The following is a 15,358-nucleotide window of genomic DNA, read 5'->3' on the forward strand; positions in this document are numbered from 1 at the left end:
GCAAGTCGGGTGAGCGCTCCCCGGAAGCTCCGGCCGGGCCGACCGATCAACCACGCAGACCGAGCTCAGCGAGAATCAGCTCGGCGCGCTCGGCGACGCTCACTTTCGGCAGAACGGTGATGCTGTAACCGAGTTCGTCGTACCTGCGCAGTAGACGGCCGTATTCGCTGACTGCCTCGTCGAGCCCCAACTGCCGTTCGTCGTCGGCTGCGTACAGCTCCGGCCATGGCGGTGTCATGAACACCCGCGCGTGGTAGTTCTGCAACTCCTCGATCGAACACGCTGATCGGCCAGCGTGGTGACGCAACGCGGTGTCGGCGTCGACCAGCCCGCGATCGAAGAAGGTCCACCGGTCGGCGACGACGTCTTCGCGATCCACGCGCGCGAGGTCGATGCACGCTCGCGCGAACCGGTCTGCGTGCTCCCACGGCAAGGCGTGCCCGCCGGTGCGGAGTTCTTGCCGGACGATTCGGCGACCGGGCTCGTCGACTGTGCGGTATCCGTGAGCCGCCGGATGCTCGAGCACGGTGGATTTGCCTCCACCCGAGCACCCCGACAGAACCACTGCGCGCGATTGACGGCGGTACACATCATCTCCTCTGCTCTGAATTCGCTTGGACTTCGTCTTGGCACGGAACGGAGTGCGCCATGGCACTGAAGGGTCTGACACCACCGATAGAGTCAGTTCACACCCCGTGCTGCTCGGCACAAGGAGGCCCGGTGCTGTCCCCGATGCGTTCGCTCGCCGACGATCCTCGATGGTCCTGGATGCGCGAAACCATACGCGTTCGTCCGGCGGAATTCCCCGTGGGACATGCGATCCGGTCCGGAGCGGCGGTCGGCGTGCCGTTCATCGTCGGAGCGCTCACCGACCACATCGTCACCGGGATGTGGATCGGTCTGGCCTGTCTGCTTCTCGCAGCGGGCGAGCGCGAAGGAACCTACCGGCTGAACTTCACGGTCCTCGCGGTATCGACACCGATCGCGGCGGCCGGATACATCCTCGGATACTCGCAGGACATGCCACTCGTCGCGCTCGCCATCCTCATGGCGATGCTCGCACTCCTGATGGGTCTGCTGGCAGGACTCGGGCCTGCTTTCTCGGTGGGCGGAATGCAATTCTTGCTCACCTCTTCGATCGCGATCGGTGTCGACGGGATTCACAATTGGTGGGTGCCGCTGGGGCTGTACTTCGCCGGCGCAGCGCTCTATGCCGTACTGCTCGGGCTGGAGGCGCTGATCGTCCCAGACCGACCGCAGCGCAAAGGGCTACAACCGCTCTTGGAAGCTCTGGCGGAACTCGCCCGGGCTCGGCACGGCGATCTGCTGGTCGGGGGCGCGCAGACCACGGATGCACGTATCCGCACCGACGCCGCCTACTATGCCGCGCGTGACCGACTTGCGTAACTCCCGCTGCGCCGGCGCACGAGGTGGTGGTCGCTCACTGACGACGTCCTCGACGCAGCGGAGGGGATTCAGGCTCTTCTGGTCGGCGAAGAGGACCCGGACGTCGCGGAGGCCGCTGCGCGACGCCTCGAAGCGTTTGCCGACGGCATCACCCGCCACGAGTCGATCTCGACACCGGTGCCGGTGCGCACCGACGGCGCGTCGGCGCTCACGCTGCGCATCGACCGGTTGCAGGACGCGCTGACCGCACCGCAGCGCAGCGCACAGAGCCGCGTCGCCTGGTCACGCCGGTCTCGGCGACGATCGATTCCGAGGTGATCCGCGCTGCGGTCAGGCTGGCACTGTGCTTCGGTATCGCCGTCGGGGCCAAGTGGTACTTCCCGTTCAGTCACTGGTTCTGGGTGCCGCTGACGGTCTGTCTCGTGATGAAACCGGACTTCGGTTCGGTGTTCTCGCGCGCGATCCTGCGTATCATCGGGACTCTCATCGGTGCCGGCGTTGCCACCGTGATCATCGTGCTGGTACCGAAGGGCGTCGGCTTCGGCATCGCCATCCTGCTGATCTCCGCGTTCATTCCGTGGCTGATGATGTGCTCGTACTCTCTACAGGCAGTCGCCATCACGCCGGTGGTGATTCTTCTCGTCGCCGCGATCACTCCCGCAGAACAGGACAACTACTCTGCACAACGCATCGCGGCGACCGCCATCGGCGGAGCTGTTGTCATCGTCTTCGGCTACCTTCTCTGGCCGCACTCCAGGAGAGTGTGGGTGCACCAGGTCTTCGCCGAAGCGATGGGATCCATCGCGACCGAACTGACCTATTCCGGAACTCCGATTCCGCGTGACGATGCGGGTCCTGTCGGACGACGGCACGACGGCGTTGTCCGTGCTCGCCGCGCGGCCGCCGCCTCACTCACCGAGCTGAGCGCTCGGCTCCACCGAGCGCTGGCTGAGCCACCGCCGAGCGACGCCGTGGCCGCGGCCTGGTTACCGGCCGTCGATGCGGCGCAGCAGTTGGCCGACGAGGTCGCCCGGTACGCCGCCGACAGGCTCTCCAACCGTGCGCCGGCGAATCCCGACGGTGCACGCGATGTCGCCGACGCCGTCCGAGCCGTCGGGCGGATCCCGGGACAGGGGAGCGACCCCCGCGCCAGCGCGGTCGATCAGCAGAATCTGCGTACAGGCGACGGTCTGGGTGCGATTGTCGACAGACTCGCTGAAGTCACGGGGCTGGTTCCGCACGGACGCTGACCCGGTCGCTGTCCGTCATGAGACGTTCGTCTAAGTAGCGCGATGCTCGGTCATCGACGGCTGTGACCAGGAGAACCATGCGATGCCGCAGAACGCAGCGAGCATGACCAAATCGGCGGTGAGCGCGATCGTCGGAACCCGAGACACCCGTGCGATCGGGAACGCGATCGCGGCGATCACGAGCAGTCCTGAACACGCTCGGGGCGACAGTCTCGTGTGCCACAACATCATTCCGAGTAGCAGGAGTGCGAGCGGGAACGTCGGTCCCGCCAGTAGGAACATCACCGTACCAGCCGCCGGGTAGCCGTCGAATGCCGCGAGAGCGGATGCGTCGTCGACTCCGAACACGTCCTCGAAGAACCCCTGCAACCCGAACGCGACTGTCCCGAACATGCCGATCAGCACCAGCAGGAGCCACAGTCCGGCCGCCAGAGGAAGTCGCGAGCGTACCCGGTCGTACTGGCCGATGAGTCCGAACACCCACGGCACGGTCGACACTGCGATCAGCATGCCGCCGACAGCGCCGTAGTGTCCGTCCTTCCAGAATGCCGGCGACAGTGCGAACAGTGCCGGCCCGATAACCAGCCCGAGGTCGTTCAATCGGGACACCCGCATGCGGCCAGCGTAGCCGCCATGGGCGTTGTGCAAGCGGGCATCGCGTGGCTTAATGGACCAGCCGTCGTACGACCTCCCGAAAGAAGATGGGCAGGAGGGTCTTGGAGGTCCACTCGGCTTCGAAGTCCGACCCGTAAGTGCCAAGCCGGATGTTGACTCGTGTCGTATGGGCTGCCGGATTCTACTGGATACCTTGCGTATCACTCTGATGCGTATTGCTGTCCTTCGACGGGCATCAACTTGAGAGAATAGGGCGATGCTGGTTGAGATTCTGTACTTCGAAGCGTGCCCGAATTGGGAGGAGACCCTATCGCGGGTACGGGAGGCTGCGGCAATCGTAGGGTGTGAGATCGACATACGCTGTCGGCCGATCTCGTCGGATGCGGAGGCGTCCGCGTCGTTGTTCGCTGGCTCGCCGACGGTTCTGGTTGACGGAAGCGACGCTTTTGACGACGCGGTTCAGGTTGACGAACTTGCGTGTCGTGTTTATCGCACCGATTCAGGCTTCGCGGGGTCACCGACGGTCGAGCATCTGGTGTCGGTGTTGCGGGCCCGCAGAGGTCCTGACTAGAACCCTTGGGGCACTTCGCGCCTGGGTCGGCATGTCCGATCACCGTGATCGGAACTCAGGAGCGTGTCGAACGTCGGTTGGCTCGAGGGTTCTCTGCGAAGTATACGGCTAGGTGTTGCTGCGGCGTTCGATGAGGACGACGTCTCGCCAGTGGCCGTTGTGTTGGCCGATGCGTTCCCGTGTTCCGACGGTGCGGAATCCGTGGGCGTGGTGCAGAGCGAGGCTGGCGTGGTTCTCGGGGAAGATTCCTGTTTCGATGGTCCACACTCCTGCGGTTTCGGTGGAGTCGATGAGCGCTTGTAGGAGTGCGGTGCCGACGCCCTTGCCGGAGTGGTTGGGGTCGACGTACACACTGTGTTCGATGACGCCGGTGTAGACGCACAGGCTCGATGCCAGGCGATGCGGCGATCCATCCGGTGACGTTGCCGTTGGGGTCGAGGGCAACGAATCGGTGGTCGGGTAGGTGATCGCGGTCGAACTCGGACCAGGTTGGGGCGGCGGTCGCGAAGGTTGAACCGTCCTGGTCCGGTCGGAGACCTGGATTAGGCCACCTCGGGTGTCGAGGGGACGGTCTGACGGTAGCGCGCCTCATGCTCGGTCGGCGAGATGTAGCCGATTGACGAGTGCAGACGCTCAGTGTTGTACCAGTGCACCCAGGCCGCGGTCTCACGCTCGACCTCGGCCCGGCCGGTCCAGGACCGGGATCGTTCGACGTCGATCAGCTCGGTCTTGTACAAGCCGATCGTCGACTCCATCAGCGCGTTGTCGAGCGCATCGCCCACGGAGCCGATCGACCCGGTGATCCCGGCCTCGCGGAGCTCGGTGGAGAACGCTATCGACGCGTACTGGCTACCGGCATCGCTGTGATGCACCAAACCTGTTGGGGTGAAAGCGAATTCACCCCTTTGGCGAGTGAATAGGGCTTGCTCGACGACACTGGTCACCAACGGGGTGTGCTTGCTCGACATGACCCGCCACCCCAGGATCCGGCGAGAGAAGACGTCGACGAGAAACGCGACGTAGACGAAGCCAGCGAGGGTCCACACGTAGGTGAAGCCGGCCACCCACAACTGATCCGGCGCAGCCGGTCGGTTCCATTGCCGCTCAACATGATCGGGGAATCTCGGTGCTCGATCATCGCGGTGGGTGGTGACGGTGCGATGCTCGCCGCGAACGGCGCCGGAGATCCCGCACACGGCCATCAGTCGGGCCACTTGATCGCGACCCATCGCCTGGCCTGGCGTGCCACATCGCGTGCCAGAGCTTGCGAACCCCGTAGACACGGCGGTTCCGCTCGTAGACCCCGAACACTGCGTTGGCGGCGTAGGCCTCGGCCAGGACTGCTTCGGAGACTGTGCCTGGCCTTCTTGCGTGCGTAGTACGTGGACGGGGCGATCGCCATGCCGTGCTCGGTGAGCACGCGGCAGATCGGGTCGACCCCGAACCGTTCCCGATGGTCGTCGATGTACTCGACGATCACCGCAGTCGGCGGTCGACCTCCGCCGCTGCGAAAAACGCTGACGCAGTCTTCAAAATCTCGTTGGCCCTTCGCAATTCAGCATTCTCCTTCCGGAGGGCCTTCAGCTCAGCCGAGACCGACGAGCCCGATTCTGCATCGCCCGACGCCCCTGCCATTTCGTCGGCGTCGATCCAGTTGCGGAGAGTGGCGGGGTTGATGTCGAGGAGAGAGCCGACATGCCGACGGGCACCCAACTTGGATTCGCCGTCGTTCTCCTTCAGTCGGTCGTGGTACATCCGGACGGCCCGCTCGCGGGTCTCCTGGTCGAACTTGCGTGGTGCTGCCATGATCGCATTCTCCTGGTGCGTTCACGGTCTCCACCAGACCCAGGACGGTTCATGCGTGTCGCGTCTACCTCACTGACTCGGGTCTTGCTGGAGTGCCGACTGTCGAGCAGTTGGCGTTCGTGCTAACGGAGCGTAGTCATCGGTAGCGAATCTATGGTCGGCCGGGATGTTATGGGGCTGCATCTATCTGGGTCGGGGTGTCCGAGTTGCGCGGAACTTGGCTAATAGTACGTTTTCTTGAACAGATGTTTCTGTGAGCGGCAACTTCTTGAGTTCGGGGAGTAGTTGGCCGGGTTTGATGAAGCGGTGCGGTGCGCCTTCGAGTCGGTGGAGAATGCGGGCCGGTGGGGTATTGAGGAGGTCGTAGCCGACCAGGACTCCTCCTGGTTTGAGCACTCGGACTGCTTCGGCTAGTGCTTGCTCCCAGTCGACGACGTGGTGGAGCATGATGAACGAGACGACCATGTCGAACTGGCCGTCGGCGAATGGTAAAGCAGTTGCGTCTGCAACCCGGGTGTGCGCGCGGTCACCGAAGGCTCGGAGGCGGTCTTGAGCGGCTGTGACCATTCGGGGGTCGAAGTCGGTGACGGTAATGGTTGTCGTCTGCGGTTCTGGGCTTGCCGCCAGAATGTGGGCCGCCATAGCGCCACCGCCGCCGCCAATCTCGAGGAGGGCGCCGTTGGGTTGGACTCCTTGTAGAGCCCAAGGGAGCACCCACCGACTGGTCGCGGTCTCCCATGGTGCGCTTCGGCAGAACAGTGCTTCGACTTGTGACATCGACGGCATCGCGGATTGCTCCTTCGGGGTGCGGGTGAGGTGGAGCTTCGATTCCACCGTGTCTGGACGCTATCATCGTCGTATGACGATGAATAGATGTTCGGTGATGGTGGGGACGGAGCTCGATCCTGCGGTCGCGTTGTTTCGGAGTTTGTCTGACGGGACCCGGCTAGCGATCGCGGCTCGATTGGCCCGCAGTGGTGAGGCTCGAGTGGCTGATCTGATGGCTGAGTTGGGTCTTGCTCAGTCGACAGTGTCCGCGCATGTTGCGTGCCTGCGGGACTGCGGATTGGTGGTGGGTCGGCCAGAGGGCAGGCAGGTGTTCTACCGTCTGGCGCGGCCGGAGCTTCTCGACCTGCTGGCGGCGGCTGAGACGGTGCTTGCTGCGACGGGCAGTGCCGTAGTGCTGTGTCCCAACTATGGGTTGGACAGTGCCTGCGATGGTGAGGCCACTGCCGGCGCGGTCGTTGAGGAGATCCGCGGTGTGGGGGGTGATCGACGATGAGTGATGCATGTGGATGCGGGCACGACGAGATCGGGGAGGATGAGCAGGCGCCTGGACATTGGTGGAACGTCCGAGAACTTCAGGCAGCTGCGGTTGCCGGATTGTTGTTGGTGGCCGCCTATGTCACTGGCTGGGCAGATGGTCCGAGGACGATCAGTACGACCCTGGAGTGGGGTGCTCTGCTAGTAGGCGCGGCGACGTTTGTCCCGTCGACACTGCGGCGGCTGGCATCGGGGAAGATCGGCGTTGGAACGCTGATGACGATCGCTGCGGTGGGTGCGGTGATTCTCGGTGAGGTCGGGGAAGCGGCGATGCTCGCGGTGTTGTTCTCGATTAGCGAGGGCCTTGAGGAGTACGCCGTTGGTCGTACTCGTCGGGGCCTGCGGGCGTTGTTGGATCTGGTCCCAGATTCGGCGATGGTGTTGAGGGCGGGCGTCCCGACAGCGGTGTCGCCGTCAGTTCTTCGTGTCGGGGATCAGATCCTGATCAAGCCGGGTGAGCGTATCGCCACTGATGGGCGCATAAGCGAGGGGCGATCGTCGCTGGATGTATCGGCGATTACTGGCGAATCGGTGCCGATTGAAGCGAATCCTGGGGACGTCGTGTTCGCGGGATCGATCAACGGCACTGGTGTGTTGACCGTTGATGTCAGCGCTACTGCGGAGAACAATTCGCTGGCGAAGATTGTGCAGATTGTCGAGGCGGAGCAGTCTCGAAAAGGCGATGCGCAGCGGTTAGCTGACCGGATTGCTAAGCCGCTGGTTCCGGCGATCATGCTCATGGCCGCTGTGATCGCGAGTATCGGCGCAGTGTTTGGCGACCCGGCGACGTGGGTGGAACGAGCTCTTGTGGTGCTGGTGGCAGCCTCACCCTGTGCGCTGGCAATCTCGGTTCCGGTGACAGTGGTTGCTGCTATCGGCGCCGCCAGCAAGATTGGTGTGCTGGTCAAAGGTGGTGCGGCGTTGGAGTCTCTCGGCCGGGTCCGGATCGTGGCTGTTGACAAGACGGGAACGCTCACCGCGAACAAGCCGGTTGTTGTCGGTGTTGCTGTTGGCGGTCAGGCGAACGAGGTCGCGGGAGAACCCGGTGTGACCGGCGACGTTGGGCATTCGATTGAGCAGGCGCGAGTGCTCGCGGTTGCCGCGGCGCTGGAAGCTCACAGTGAACATCCTCTGGCTCGTGCGATCCTTGCAGCTGACGGTGGGGTGAGTAGGGCTGCGACTGATGTACAGGCGGTGCCAGGAGCGGGTCTGACCGGTCTGGTCGAGGGTCGCCCCGCTCGGCTTGGGCGGCCGGGTTGGATCGATGCGGGTGCTCTGGCCGACCGGGTCGCGGCCTTTCAAGCTGATGGTGCAACCGCGGTTCTCGTCGAGGAAGACCAACGTCTCCTCGGAGTCGTCGCGGTACGTGATGAGCTTCGCCCCGAAGCACGGGAGGTCATCACGCACATGCACGATTCTGGAAATGCCGTGGTGATGCTCACCGGTGACAATGCCGCGACGGCGACTGCTCTTGCACAGATCGCCGGGATCGACGATGTCCATGCGGATCTGCGTCCAGAAGACAAGGCACGAATCGTATCCACGCTGCGCGGCGACGGATTCATCGCAATGGTCGGTGACGGGGTCAACGATGCTCCCGCACTGGCCACAGCTGACTTGGGAATCGCCATGGGCGCGATGGGTTCTGATGTCGCGATTGAAACCGCGGACGTGGCACTGATGGGCGAGGACCTGCGGGTGCTGCCTCAAGCGCTCGATCATGCTCGTCGGGCGCGGACCATCATGCTGCAAAATGTGGGGCTGTCCCTTGGTCTGATCGCCGTTCTCATCCCGCTCGCACTGTTCGGGTTGCTCGGGTTGGCCGCGGTGGTCGCTGTCCACGAACTCGGTGAGATCGTCGTCATCGCCAACGGCGTCCGTGCTGGGCGGGTCAAGAACCGCCTGACGATGGCCGATACCGCTGGAGCATCGGTAGCAGTCGGGGCGAACCGATGACCCCGTCTGGTCCGGCGGTGTCAGGCGGTAGGTCGGGATATGCCCGCCGCCTGGGGATGCTGCTGCTGGCCCTGACCTTCGTCATCGTTGACGTGGCCGTCAAGGCATGGGCAGTCGATGCACTTGACGGCACCCGAATAGAGGCCGGGCCGGTGGACCTGCAGTTAGCGTTCAATTCGGGCGCGGCCTTCTCCTTGGCCGCCACCGCTCCGGGGTGGGTACTGCTGGTCATTCCCGCCGCGGTCACGTGTGGGGTCGCGGTCCTCGGTTGGCGTACCGCAGACTCCCACGGACTGCTCTGGCGCGTCGCGATTGCCGCCGTCCTGGGCGGAGCGATCGCTAACATCATCGACCGCATACCGGACGGAAAAGTCACAGACTACCTACACACCGGTTGGTGGCCCACGTTCAATCTCGCCGACACGTTCATCGTCCTAGGCGCCCTCACCCTCGTCGTGTGCATCATTGTCGACCCACACGAATCACCATCGCAGAACGAGGGGCAGGTACCGGCTGAGGACCAGTGAGCTGGTGCAATGTTGTGCTGTCTCCGGACCGTGATGGTCCGGCCGACGTCACCGCAGTCGTCGGCCGGCATACCGAGCCCACGTTTCGCCGGAGCGTTCAGCGTGAAGGAACGCAACCTGATGGCTGTAGCCCAATGCGTCGGCGACGACGGACGGAGGGCACTCGAGCACGAGGTCGTCGAGTGCGCTGTTGCGGGCACCGAGGTTGCTCATGCCGATCAGGCGCAGGCGATGCATGATCGTGTCGGGATGGAGATGATCTCCGGCATGCGTGCCGGGAAACAACCAGGGATTGCCGTGTCCACTGGTGCGTAGATTCGTGCGATGGGCGAGCACGTCGCGGATGAGTTGAGCGAACGGTTCGGGCACGTCGACGGGGTGCTTGCCGAACGTGATCGCCATCGGATTGCCGTCGATGATCGATGATGTCTGCAGTCGGACAATGCTTTTCAGCGGCTGCGCATACAGCAGAATCAGGACCCCAGCGACTCTGTAAGGGAGAGTCTCACTGTCACCAGTGAGCAGTTCGCTGATCCAGGCGATCCGCTGGTCTTGAGTCAAGGATGGTGTCGTCTTCGGAGCCCGGTGGCCGAGCTGCACGGCGGTATTGAGTCTGTCTTGTTTGCAGATGACCAGGAACGTTCGGATCGTGTATCGCGTTGTCGGACCTGTTGCGATCCACTGGTCGACGTCGTGTTGCGTGCAGGTCTCGATCGTGCGTCCGTAGGTGGACCTCAGCCAGCTCAGGAACTTGACGGTCTCGGTGATCTCTTGTTTGGCCGATCGCACCGATGGCTGGGTATCGCCGCCGGCATCGGCGATTGCGCGAATCCGCCGCAGATGGTGCCACGTCGCGAAGTGGCGAGCGGGCCGGGCAACCTCGGTCGGCAGGTCGATCAGCTTGTCATCGATCCATTGTTCGAAGCGTGGCAGCCACCGGTCTCGGGGAGGCAGTAGGCCGTGGTATTCCATCAATGTCCGCAGATGTTCTGCTGCCCGACTGGGTAGGGCGTCTAGGCCTTCGTGCGTGGCGGCGATGGCGCCGGTTCCTAGCCCCTTGAGCAGTTCCTGGACTTTCGGTGACCGCTTCCAGATCATCGTCGACTCGGGTCGCTTAGCGGCGCATAGCGCGTCGACGAGGCCGCTGAGGATTGGGTCGGACGGCGGCCCGCCCATGATCTCGTGTAGGTCGTCCCGGACGGCGCAGCGAGCGCATATCGTCCCGCGGTGGTGACCGGACTCCTCGCCGCAGCGGCTGCATCGAAAGTCGTCGACGATACCTGCGCACGGCCCGCACACCGGGGTGCCGTCGGGCAGGGGTGGTCCAGGTAGAAGTCGTTCGACGCCGCATACCGGGCATGTTCCGTGAGTGTGGATCGCGGTGAACCAGCAGGTGAAGCAGATTCGGCCTTCGGGCCAGTGTGCCTGCGTCCGGGTGGTCGATCTGCCGCACCGGTCGCAGACCCACGCTCCACTCGCCTGTCGCGGTCGGCCGCGTACTGGCCGATAGGGGACTAGGCCGTCAGGTTCCATCCTGTCTTCACCTCATTGCGTGGTGCTACTCGTCGAGGATGTTCGCGCGCCGCGGACGCACAGCGCGGTCCAGCCGCATGACGTTCGGGCCGGCATTGGCCGCTCGGTGGTGCTCGCGAGCATTGACGGCGGTGACTGTGAGAAGCGCGTCGGGGCCGCACCCGAAGATGTCGCACAACGCCGACATCAACTGCAGCGACACCCGCTCAGGTCGCTGGTTGACCAGCCGATACACCTGGGGACGGGACAACGAGATGTCCCGTTCTGCGAGCAAGGGGATCAAGTCCGTGGTCGTGTTCATTCCGCGCGCAGCCATCAACTCCGCCAGCCGCCACGTGTAATCGACCTTGCGTTTCATTCGGCAGTTCCCTTCGTCGTGCTGTCCAACGCTTCTTTCACGGTCCGGTCCAACACCGATCTCAATGTCGACCGACGAAATTCGTCAGATGTGAACTGATAGATTCCCGTCGTCGAGGCGTGTTCGTGCCCCATCTGGTCCTGCACGAACCTGGGATCCCAGCCATCCTCGAGTAAATGCGTGGCGTACGACCGCCGAAACGAATGCAGATCGACGCCGTCGGGGATACCCAGATCAACACAGTAGCGGCGTACACGACGAAGAAGAGTCGACCCCACCACCAGCCCGCCTCGTTCGCTGGAGAACAGATCAAGACTGTCGGGATCACCTCGGCCGTTGGCGATCCAGTCCTCGATGATCGGAGGCGTCCACCGCCACACCGTCAACACCGAACGGGGTTTCGGAGGTGACCCGCGGAACGCCTTCCCGTACCGGACCTTGCACACGCCGAACTTCCCGAACTCGCGAGCGTGGGGATTGCGGGCGAAGTCCACCAATTGCAGGTGCGTGAGCTCGTTAAACCGCAAGCCGTAGGCGTAGGCGACCTTCATCATCGCGGCGTCCCGGTAGGCCGCCTGCCAGCCCTTCCTGCTGGTCGCACCGATCCGAGCTACCTCATCGTCGGCGTACTCGAACAAGGCTTGAAGCTCGTCCTTGGTGTAAGGGCGCTTGCTCGCCCGCCCGTCGTACTCCTGGACGTGGCTCGCGGTGTTCCAGGCGGAAAAACCTGGGCCGGGTACGCGTCGAAGAGCTGCTCACAGACGCGGTCCCACCCGTAGTCAGGGTTGCTGATGTAGGAACAGAATGCCCGCAGTGTGCCGTGGTAGCCGCGCAACGTCGAGTGCATCACATGACGAACCGACCGAAGATCGGCGGAAAACTCCTCAACCATCGCCGGTGTCCAGTTCCACGGCTCCTCGTTCGAATGCTCGATGAACCTCTGCACGCAGCGCACTCGCCGATCGATTGTCGAGAACTGCAAGTTCCTGGACAGCTGCTGGTTCCGCCATCCGTCGAGCATCAGCTCGACGACACGCTCCTCCGGCCGCAGAAGCGGCACAGATTCAACCAGATGTACTCGGCCAACCTCATCGATTCGCATCGGAACCTCCACCAGAAACGGTTTCATCTGATGATTCAATGATGCATCCAATGAGACGGCAGGTCAATACCTGCAGGTCAAAATGACGACGAAATCGATCGAGACCGGGCTACTGCCCACGTCACTCATGGGCCTCGCCGGAAGGCGGCTGGCCTAACCGGTACGTATCCGCTGGTCCCGACGCCATAGAATGAACGAAGCGCCCGGGCATGGGGGAGCCGCAGTGATTCATCTGTTGCAATACGCAGGGTTCAACTTGACATAATGTATCTTATCGGCTCGGGTTCCATGTCCATATATGCAACTCGCCAGTCGACGACAGTTCAGCGCGTTTTGCACACAACTGGCAATTGTTGAGAAGTACTTAACCGATTGAGCTGGGTCTGCTTGTTGGAAACCTCAGCTTTCGGCAATCCTAGTTGGCCAGTTCGATCAAAGCAGTTGGCCAAAGCATGGTTCGCGGTCCCATAGTTTATCGTCACTGTGACGATGACCAGACGCGCGGGCCGCCGCACCTGGGCCGCTGCGCCGTCCTCGTGACCCGACCGCTCGTAGGTCTCAGGATTGGGTCGCGCGAGGGCAATACACGCTGCAATACTCCCGCCTCCACCACGATGCGAGCACCACTTCGCAGCGTCGTGGACCGTCCGGTTCGTTCTTGCCAAGGTGCATCGCTGAGGCCACACGACCGGTCACGCCGCCATTGACCCGCGAAGGCGGCTACCCGATACACACCGAACTCGCCCCGAACGCTTGCACGCCAGTTGCTGATTATTCCGTTGATGCTATATATCTCTCCCGGTATACTCGGAGGGTGGGAATCGAGCGGGGATCGACGTGGCAGATTGAGCTGAGTGAAGAGGTGCGCAGTTGGCTCGACGGGCTCACAGTGAAGGGACGGGCACAGGCGTTCCGGGCACTCGACCTCCTGGCCGTCGAAGGTGCCATGCTCCGAATGCCGCACAGTCGCAAGCTCGACGAGAATCTCTGGGAACTCCGGTTTCGCTGTGATCAAGTCAACCAGCGAATCGCCTACACCATCCAGCCTGAGCGCCGCGTGATCACGTTGACGACGTTCCGCAAGCAGCGCAGCAACGAGCGCAAGGAAGTCCAGCGAGCCCGCAATGTGCTGCGCCGCCGGGATCAGGAGAAGGAAGGGAAATCATGACCAACTACACCGAGTACAAGCAGGCGGCGCTCGCCGACCTCACCGCCGCCGAGCGTGAGGTCTACGACCAGGCATACGAAACCGCCGGAGTCGTGATGGAGCTAGCAGGAATCGCCTACCAGGCTCGAATCGACGCCGGACTCACCCAAGCCCAGCTCGCAGAACGGATGGGCACCACTCAAAGCTCCGTCGCCGCCGTCGAGAACGGTTCCCGCACTCCCACCGTCAACTTTCTCGAGCGCCTCGCCCGCGCCTGCGGCGCCCGCCTCACCGTCAGCATCGACGCCGCCTGACCTCGCCCCCGGTCATGCATCAGCAAGTGCTCGCCGCCTGGGGCCGCTTGGTGGATCATCCCTCTCGCACTTGCGGTCTATGCCAGTCGGACGGGTGTCGTCGCCACGATCGACTCCGTACAGCGCTCGCCGCGTGCAGTTCAACTCGAACCCAGCCTCCATCCTCGCCGACCAGGAAGTCGCCGATGGTGGTTGCGGCGATAGTTGGCCCCGCTGGCACTCGGGTCCCGAACCAACTCGCAGGTTCGATCTCTACCGGGTAATTCACGGCTCGCGACTTGAGGCCGGGAGACGCACCTTCGGAAGGCCACAACTCGATGGCGTGCTTCGAACCTTCTACAATTAGATCTCCGTCGAGAACGAATGATCGCTCGTGTATCCCATAGAACGGCCAGGCGAACCACACGCGGATATCGCCCGGACTGGGGAGTCGACGTTGGCGGATGCCACCTTCGCTTGCGCACTGAGACCGAGAACTCGAACGAGTCGAGGTAGACGTACACTGAGTCCATCCAGACGGCAATGTTCTCATCTCTGTAGAGCGTGAGCTCGATCCGGGCGTCGTAGGGCTTCACGTTTTCCGGGCATCTAGCCATTGGTTGCATCATTCGCGTTGTCGAGGAGAGCGCGGAGGTTTTCCGCCTCGTCTCTGATCTTTTCTCGCTCGAACCGGGTAAATGTACGCAACTGCATCGCCAGTACCGCGTCAGTTCCGACCGCGTCGGTTCCCAGCAGCCCCGCGACGGCCGTCCGTGCATCGTCGACCACTGTGGACGATGCGATGGCGGCGAGTACCTCCGTACGGCGGTCGACAGCCGACGTGATCGCTTCCAGAATCGCCGAACGATCGATCGTCCGCTGTCTGTCGGAGATCACTTCCTCCACGGGCGGATTGCCCGGCCACGGCCAGGCGAATGCGTCATCGTCCACCGGACCGCTCGACAGGCTCGTCACGGTGAGCGCAAAGCCTCGCCCTGAGGACAGTCCGGCAATCAAACCCGACCGGTCGTCGATCGTGATCGTGAGCCGCTCTCGCTCCGGGGCACCGGGTCGGCCTAGCAGGGTCGACCACGCCGGCCGCCCATCGCAGCGGACGGGCACCGGCGTGGTGAGTGCGATGACGTCTCGCGTCATCTGGTGGAGGACTCCGGATTGCCCCACGAGGTCGATCGGGCTTATGTGAGTCGTCAGCCACGGCATTCGGATACCGCGGCCGCTGAGTTCCACTGCCGCGCCGTTGCTGTCACGGTAGAACGTGCGGCGGCCATTGCTGATGTACTGGACCTCGCCGTCTCGCTCCACACGCCAACGTCCGGCTCCACCGGACCAGAAATCGAGGACGTCGGTGTCGTTCGGTGTCGTACTCGTCATGCGTCCGGCGACTGGCACCATCGCAGCCCCGATGTTCCGTCCGACGAGTTCGGGCCACGATGGTGTCATCACAGCACC

Annotated in this window: 15 protein-coding genes, 2 pseudogenes and 1 other annotated feature; of the genes and pseudogenes, 8 read left to right on the top strand and 9 right to left on the bottom strand. The window is 63.3% G+C overall.

Annotated elements, in window-relative coordinates; translation table 11 throughout:
- Nucleotides 1-46: 46 nt before the first annotated feature.
- Entirely contained in the window at nucleotides 47-589 is a 543-nt protein-coding gene (locus tag ACZ5QD_RS05810) for an AAA family ATPase (protein ID WP_464367170.1), read from the bottom strand.
- Between the two features lie 218 nt (nucleotides 590-807).
- On the opposite strand from ACZ5QD_RS05810, the gene ACZ5QD_RS05815 reads away from it, so the two are divergent.
- Complete coding sequence (locus ACZ5QD_RS05815; RefSeq protein WP_375004032.1) at nucleotides 808-1,407, top strand: FUSC family membrane protein; 600 nt, start codon at nucleotides 808-810, stop codon at nucleotides 1,405-1,407.
- A 314-nt stretch (nucleotides 1,408-1,721) separates the two neighbouring features.
- Nucleotides 1,722-2,657, top strand: coding sequence for an FUSC family protein (locus tag ACZ5QD_RS05820; RefSeq protein ID WP_006895011.1), 936 nt, complete (start codon nucleotides 1,722-1,724; stop codon nucleotides 2,655-2,657).
- A gap of 30 nt (nucleotides 2,658-2,687) precedes the next feature.
- Here the strand turns inward: ACZ5QD_RS05820 and ACZ5QD_RS05825 are convergent, their stop codons facing one another.
- A complete protein-coding gene (locus ACZ5QD_RS05825; RefSeq protein ID WP_006895013.1) occupies nucleotides 2,688-3,272 on the bottom strand; it encodes a hypothetical protein in 585 nt (194 codons plus the stop codon).
- Between the two features lie 256 nt (nucleotides 3,273-3,528).
- Between ACZ5QD_RS05825 and ACZ5QD_RS05830 the strand changes: the two genes are divergently transcribed.
- Nucleotides 3,529-3,843 carry a DF family (seleno)protein gene (locus tag ACZ5QD_RS05830; RefSeq protein WP_006897775.1) on the top strand — a complete coding sequence of 105 codons (315 nt, stop codon included), beginning with the start codon at nucleotides 3,529-3,531 and terminating at the stop codon, nucleotides 3,841-3,843.
- 108 nt (nucleotides 3,844-3,951) lie between these two features.
- Here ACZ5QD_RS05830 and ACZ5QD_RS05835 read toward each other — a convergent pair whose 3' ends face one another.
- The 3 genes and pseudogenes from ACZ5QD_RS05835 to ACZ5QD_RS05845 all read right to left on the bottom strand — a co-directional run bounded on the left by ACZ5QD_RS05835 (nucleotide 3,952) and on the right by ACZ5QD_RS05845 (nucleotide 6,483).
- Entirely contained in the window at nucleotides 3,952-4,194 is a 243-nt protein-coding gene (locus ACZ5QD_RS05835; protein ID WP_006897776.1) for a GNAT family N-acetyltransferase, read from the bottom strand.
- Between the two features lie 191 nt (nucleotides 4,195-4,385).
- Nucleotides 4,386-5,649 (bottom strand): annotated as a pseudogene (locus ACZ5QD_RS05840) (IS3 family transposase).
- Nucleotides 5,231-5,362 (bottom strand) — a sequence feature (AL1L pseudoknot). Its footprint overlaps the pseudogene before it by 132 nt.
- Before the next feature lie 183 nt (nucleotides 5,650-5,832).
- Entirely contained in the window at nucleotides 5,833-6,483 is a 651-nt protein-coding gene (locus ACZ5QD_RS05845) for a class I SAM-dependent methyltransferase (RefSeq protein WP_231650158.1), read from the bottom strand.
- A 25-nt stretch (nucleotides 6,484-6,508) separates the two neighbouring features.
- Between ACZ5QD_RS05845 and ACZ5QD_RS05850 the strand changes: the two genes are divergently transcribed.
- From ACZ5QD_RS05850 to lspA, 3 genes are read left to right on the top strand one after another with little or no spacing between them, the layout of a single operon-like run.
- Nucleotides 6,509-6,931, top strand: coding sequence for an ArsR/SmtB family transcription factor (locus ACZ5QD_RS05850; RefSeq protein WP_039855988.1), 423 nt, complete (start codon nucleotides 6,509-6,511; stop codon nucleotides 6,929-6,931).
- Nucleotides 6,928-8,928 (top strand): heavy metal translocating P-type ATPase, encoded by a 2,001-nt coding sequence (locus ACZ5QD_RS05855; RefSeq protein WP_045538215.1) that lies wholly within the window; start codon nucleotides 6,928-6,930, stop codon nucleotides 8,926-8,928. Before ACZ5QD_RS05850 ends, ACZ5QD_RS05855 begins: the two co-directional genes overlap by 4 nt.
- Nucleotides 8,925-9,455 carry a signal peptidase II gene (gene lspA / locus ACZ5QD_RS05860; RefSeq protein ID WP_005206743.1) on the top strand — a complete coding sequence of 177 codons (531 nt, stop codon included), beginning with the start codon at nucleotides 8,925-8,927 and terminating at the stop codon, nucleotides 9,453-9,455. The genes ACZ5QD_RS05855 and lspA overlap by 4 nt, the downstream gene beginning before the upstream one ends.
- Nucleotides 9,456-9,503: 48 nt before the next feature.
- Here the strand turns inward: lspA and ACZ5QD_RS05865 are convergent, their stop codons facing one another.
- The 3 genes and pseudogenes from ACZ5QD_RS05865 to ACZ5QD_RS05875 form a co-directional block, all read right to left on the bottom strand.
- Nucleotides 9,504-10,631, bottom strand: a complete 1,128-nt coding sequence (locus ACZ5QD_RS05865) for a hypothetical protein (RefSeq protein ID WP_045538443.1) — start codon at nucleotides 10,629-10,631, stop codon at nucleotides 9,504-9,506.
- A gap of 382 nt (nucleotides 10,632-11,013) precedes the next feature.
- Entirely contained in the window at nucleotides 11,014-11,346 is a 333-nt protein-coding gene (locus tag ACZ5QD_RS05870; protein WP_005203177.1) for a helix-turn-helix domain-containing protein, read from the bottom strand.
- Nucleotides 11,343-12,448: pseudogene (locus ACZ5QD_RS05875) on the bottom strand (tyrosine-type recombinase/integrase). The gene ACZ5QD_RS05870 and the pseudogene ACZ5QD_RS05875 overlap by 4 nt, the downstream one beginning before the upstream one ends.
- A gap of 814 nt (nucleotides 12,449-13,262) precedes the next feature.
- On the opposite strand from ACZ5QD_RS05875, the gene ACZ5QD_RS05880 reads away from it, so the two are divergent.
- Together ACZ5QD_RS05880 and ACZ5QD_RS05885 are read left to right on the top strand one after the other, a co-directional pair.
- Nucleotides 13,263-13,616, top strand: a complete 354-nt coding sequence (locus tag ACZ5QD_RS05880) for a type II toxin-antitoxin system RelE/ParE family toxin (protein WP_464367171.1) — start codon at nucleotides 13,263-13,265, stop codon at nucleotides 13,614-13,616.
- Nucleotides 13,613-13,909, top strand: coding sequence for a helix-turn-helix domain-containing protein (locus ACZ5QD_RS05885; RefSeq protein ID WP_006895015.1), 297 nt, complete (start codon nucleotides 13,613-13,615; stop codon nucleotides 13,907-13,909). Before ACZ5QD_RS05880 ends, ACZ5QD_RS05885 begins: the two co-directional genes overlap by 4 nt.
- 588 nt (nucleotides 13,910-14,497) lie before the next feature.
- Here ACZ5QD_RS05885 and ACZ5QD_RS05890 read toward each other — a convergent pair.
- The gene (locus ACZ5QD_RS05890; RefSeq protein ID WP_464367172.1) at nucleotides 14,498-15,349 is read right to left on the bottom strand and encodes a hypothetical protein; all 852 of its coding nucleotides are present in this window, start codon (nucleotides 15,347-15,349) and stop codon (nucleotides 14,498-14,500) included.
- Between the last annotated feature and the right edge of the window lie 9 nt (nucleotides 15,350-15,358).

The sequence above is a fragment of the Gordonia sp. J1A genome (assembly GCF_055393515.1).

Bases quoted from the DNA above. Each gene is read 5' to 3' on its own strand.
- ACZ5QD_RS05825 (WP_006895013.1), bottom strand. From the start codon at position 3,272: ATGCGGGTGTCCCGATTGAACGACCTCGGGCTGGTTATCGGGCCGGCA.
- ACZ5QD_RS05830 (WP_006897775.1), top strand. From the start codon at position 3,529: ATGCTGGTTGAGATTCTGTACTTCGAAGCGTGCCCGAATTGGGAGGAG.
- ACZ5QD_RS05850 (WP_039855988.1), top strand. From the start codon at position 6,509: ATGACGATGAATAGATGTTCGGTGATGGTGGGGACGGAGCTCGATCCT.
- ACZ5QD_RS05855 (WP_045538215.1), top strand. From the start codon at position 6,928: ATGAGTGATGCATGTGGATGCGGGCACGACGAGATCGGGGAGGATGAG.
- lspA (WP_005206743.1), top strand. From the start codon at position 8,925: ATGACCCCGTCTGGTCCGGCGGTGTCAGGCGGTAGGTCGGGATATGCC.
- ACZ5QD_RS05865 (WP_045538443.1), bottom strand. From the start codon at position 10,631: ATGGGCGGGCCGCCGTCCGACCCAATCCTCAGCGGCCTCGTCGACGCG.
- ACZ5QD_RS05870 (WP_005203177.1), bottom strand. From the start codon at position 11,346: ATGAAACGCAAGGTCGATTACACGTGGCGGCTGGCGGAGTTGATGGCT.
- ACZ5QD_RS05885 (WP_006895015.1), top strand. From the start codon at position 13,613: ATGACCAACTACACCGAGTACAAGCAGGCGGCGCTCGCCGACCTCACC.
- ACZ5QD_RS05890 (WP_464367172.1), bottom strand. From the start codon at position 15,349: ATGACACCATCGTGGCCCGAACTCGTCGGACGGAACATCGGGGCTGCG.